Raw genomic sequence first — 3,485 nt, 5'->3', positions numbered from 1 at the left:
TGCCCAGTAGCAGTCTATGCGTCTCAAGCTCACGCGTGCCACGCAGACGGAAGGGGCGAAAATTGTGCTCCCGTTGACGGGACAGACACCGCGCCGTCTGGACTCCTACCCCACATAAAGTAGGGCATGTCGCAGATGAGGGGAGTGACCTTAGATGGGAGAATGTTTTGGTGGTTACACGCGTTCGCATGACGGATAAAACGGGGAAATCAGGCTGCAACCGCGAACTGCTTGAAGTACTCTCCGCATTCGTCAGCGGCATAGATAGCACATGCGGTCTCCACGCACTCGGCCAACATGTGTGCGTGTTGCAGGTCATGGATCCAATACAGCCGGCCGTTGATGGTTTCCACGATGAAACCGGGATCACCAGCGTGCGGCTTATAGTTGGTCCAAGCCCACAAGTAAGGTCGGCGCTCACAGTCGGCTAACGTATTGAGCGGTTTGAAAGCTGGGAACTTTAGATGATCGGTATACGAGTTGAAATTGTCTAACTCCACAAAAATCCCTCCTTGTGTGTTGTGAAAACTACTTGCGCTTACGGAATCGGCCGTCTTTGTTGCGCGGCGGGAGTCTTCTCTTTCGAGCCATGCGATCCCCTCCTCTCTGCTAGTTTACAGAAGTTGCGCTTTGCGGTATAGCCAGAACTCGAGCAGTGCGAGAAGCGCCCCAAACAGGGCCACCCAGCCCATCTCACGCACCGTGACCGACTTACTCATGCCAAACCGTCTCCGTCTGCCCATCCGCTTTGGTCACGGTAATGGCCTTGATGCCGTTCGCTGCGGCCACGTCCGCCAGCTGCTGCACCGGCACTGCCGCATCTTTCGGCGCGGTAAAATCGAACCCGAGCGGGCTGTTGCTCGTCTGCTCGACTTTTAGAGTCGGGAGAAACTCCCGCAGCGCCTCCCACTCGACGTAGGTGTTGCCACCGATGAGATACCCTGGCCGCCACGGCACCCCGTTCAAACTCACTTCGACGCGTTCCAAATTCTTCATCTCCTTTGCCCAAGTTACGAGCTGCTCCTCACTGCCAAAGAAAATGTCCAGGTCGCAGGGCTGCGGGATACCTGGCACAAGGCCCCGGTCGCTCTTTTGCCAAAAAGTGATATTATAGCACCCGGCAACATCCTTTGGCATCTCACCGTAATCGGCTATCCAGTCGGGCACCTCGTCCACGCCATGCAAATAGGTTCTCGCAAACCACGGGAAGGTATAAAGCATGTCGGGGCGACCGGTGCCCTTGCGCACCCAGTGCAGCCACTCGTTGGCCCATTGGGTCACCCGCTTCGGGTCCGCGTGGCCTGCCGCCTCTAAGTCGAGGACGGGCGGTAGATCTACACCCCCCACTCCGCTGAGGGCTCCCACAAAGTTGGCCGCCTGCTCATAGGCGCTCCCAAGCGCCGGGTCGCAATACGCATACGCGCCCGTTAAGAGCCCGGCCGCCCGTGCGCCGCGGATGTTCTCTCGGAATCGAGGATCGCGGTAGTCGGTGCCTTGCGTCGCCTTGGCAAAACAAAACGCATATCCGGCCCGACGCACCTGGTGCCAATCCACGCGGCCACTCCCTGCATATACATCCACTCCTTTGGCCTCCATGGTCCATCCTCCTTAATTCCACGCCCACCAATTGACGGTCATCGAACTGTATTCCGTGCAATACAACGGCATAGAAAATGTACCCGATCCCGTGGTTGGCGAGATGCCAACCAGTGCAGGACCGGTGTTGATGCTCCATCCGACGCCTGCATCCGCAGACCAAAAGCCGATAGCTGATTGAATATCTGAGTAGGACCCGCTCGGTAGCGCATAGATTACCCGTGGCGTAAAGCCTAGACCGGATACAGACAGAGTGCCAAGACCCGAGCCGCTGTAGTCGAAACTGACGGTGGCAGACCCACTCGCCGTCTGTTTGAGGTCGGCGGCTGCACATGCCACGGACGTATAGAAACCGTCCGGGTAGCTCTGCGACGAGGTGGACGGCGTGATGTTCAGGGCCCCATTGTTCGGCATCGTGCCAGCGACGCCTGCGATCGTCGTGCCGGTCAACACATCCCCGGCCGGCACATCCACGGCTTCGACCGTGCCGCCTGTGGTATACCCAGCCGGGATGGTTTGGGCGGAGGCACTCGGGGTGTAGGACAGGCTGCCGTTGTTCGGCATCGTGCCGGTCTGAGTCGAGCTCGACTGGGCGCTCGTAAACGTCACACCGTCCAGGACGTCCGACGCTGTGGCTGTACCGGCTGCCACCACACTCGCTCCGGCGACGCCAAAGAGTTCGACCCCTTCAGCGATGTTACCGGCCACGAGATTCGCGCTGCCGGCGACCGTCATCGGGGACTCATAATACCCCGCATCGAGAGTGATGTCCTCCGTGCCCGGCGTGATCGTCTGGCCGCTCGGCTGCGTGGGGATGGTCCCCTGCGTGCCAGGCGCGACGTTGAGACCCGAGAAGGTGCTCCCGGCCAGCACGTCGTCCGGCTGCGCGTTTCCAAGCACCGGCTGCGTCACCGTGATGCTCATTAGCTCACCCCCAAAATGGCCGCCGTAAGGTCGGCGCTCCCGATGGCCCAAAAGACCAGCCCGGTGGCGGTCGGGTCAATGTCAAACGTGAGGGTTTGCATGGGTTGCACGGGATACCCAGTCGTCGACGTGACGGTATCTGAAGCACCAAGGTAGAGAATCGCGGTCGTGCTCGTGTTTTGGATGGCTAAAGAGCGGATGTTGTCGGGTATCGTCAGCTGCGCGGCCGTAGTGGTCACGCTGACTTGACTGGCCCCGATGATGCCGTTTTGCAGCTGTGTGTTGTTCTCCACGTTCACGTTTTGCGTGGACGGGAAATTCACGTACTGATTACCGTCCGAATCCACCTTAATCGGATTGGTGCCGGGGCTGGTCGTGTCGTAATTACTGCCGGTGGTCTGCGGTGCACTAGAGACGGTGACAGGTGGGAGCGTGCCTACATTGACGGTCGGTGTGTTCGCCACCGTGACGGCCTGCGCCACACCCCCGGTCGTGGTGGGGCCGCCTTGGAGTTGCACCGGCTGGTTGGACATAAGCACCAGGACGTCAGCTCCCGAAGGTAAGGCCGAGTCCGAGGACCAGAACAACGTAAAGACCTGGTCTGTCTCCACCGGGAAGGCCAGGTTAAAGTTGGGCGGAACAGGAACGGCCGTCGTGGACGCAGAGCTCGTCCGGCCGGGGCTCATGCTTAGGGTGGCCTCTGTTTGGTTGATGACCGCCATGTGGCTGACCGTGAACCCGGCCTGGAGTTTCGTGCTGCCGCTCGTGGACCCCGCGTCTAAGGTGACTTGTTGCGTATAGACGAGCGTGCTTTCGTCGGCCACTTAAATCGCCCCTTTCAGCGTACTGGCGAGTTGACTTTCGGGATTGACCAAGAGGTAGATGCCTATCAGCACCAACGCCACACCGAGCATTCCCCAAAAGATTTTGAGGAGCGTGGTTTCGATGCCGGCGAACGGTCCCGA

Annotated in this window: 4 protein-coding genes; all 4 read right to left on the bottom strand. The window is 59.5% G+C overall.

Annotated features, from left to right (window positions below; translation table 11 throughout):
• Positions 1-209: 209 nt before the first annotated feature.
• Entirely contained in the window at positions 210-500 is a 291-nt protein-coding gene (locus AC2VON_RS23475) for a hypothetical protein (RefSeq protein ID WP_486955000.1), read from the bottom strand.
• A 211-nt stretch (positions 501-711) separates the two neighbouring features.
• The gene (locus AC2VON_RS23470; protein ID WP_486954999.1) at positions 712-1,596 is read right to left on the bottom strand and encodes a glycoside hydrolase family 25 protein; all 885 of its coding nucleotides are present in this window, start codon (positions 1,594-1,596) and stop codon (positions 712-714) included.
• 12 nt (positions 1,597-1,608) lie between these two features.
• On the bottom strand, positions 1,609-2,520 hold the full coding sequence (locus tag AC2VON_RS23465) for a hypothetical protein (protein WP_486954998.1): 912 nt from the start codon (positions 2,518-2,520) through the stop codon (positions 1,609-1,611).
• A complete protein-coding gene (locus AC2VON_RS23460) occupies positions 2,520-3,344 on the bottom strand; it encodes a hypothetical protein (protein WP_486954997.1) in 825 nt (274 codons plus the stop codon). Before AC2VON_RS23460 ends, AC2VON_RS23465 begins: the two co-directional genes overlap by 1 nt.
• Positions 3,345-3,485 lie beyond the last annotated feature (141 nt).

Source organism: Mycobacterium sp. TH-M82, from assembly GCF_057473605.1.
This window is presented reverse-complemented; position numbering and strand designations above follow the sequence as displayed.

Bases quoted from the DNA above. Each gene is read 5' to 3' on its own strand.
- AC2VON_RS23470 (WP_486954999.1), bottom strand. From the start codon at position 1,596: ATGGAGGCCAAAGGAGTGGATGTATATGCAGGGAGTGGCCGCGTGGAT.
- AC2VON_RS23465 (WP_486954998.1), bottom strand. From the start codon at position 2,520: ATGAGCATCACGGTGACGCAGCCGGTGCTTGGAAACGCGCAGCCGGAC.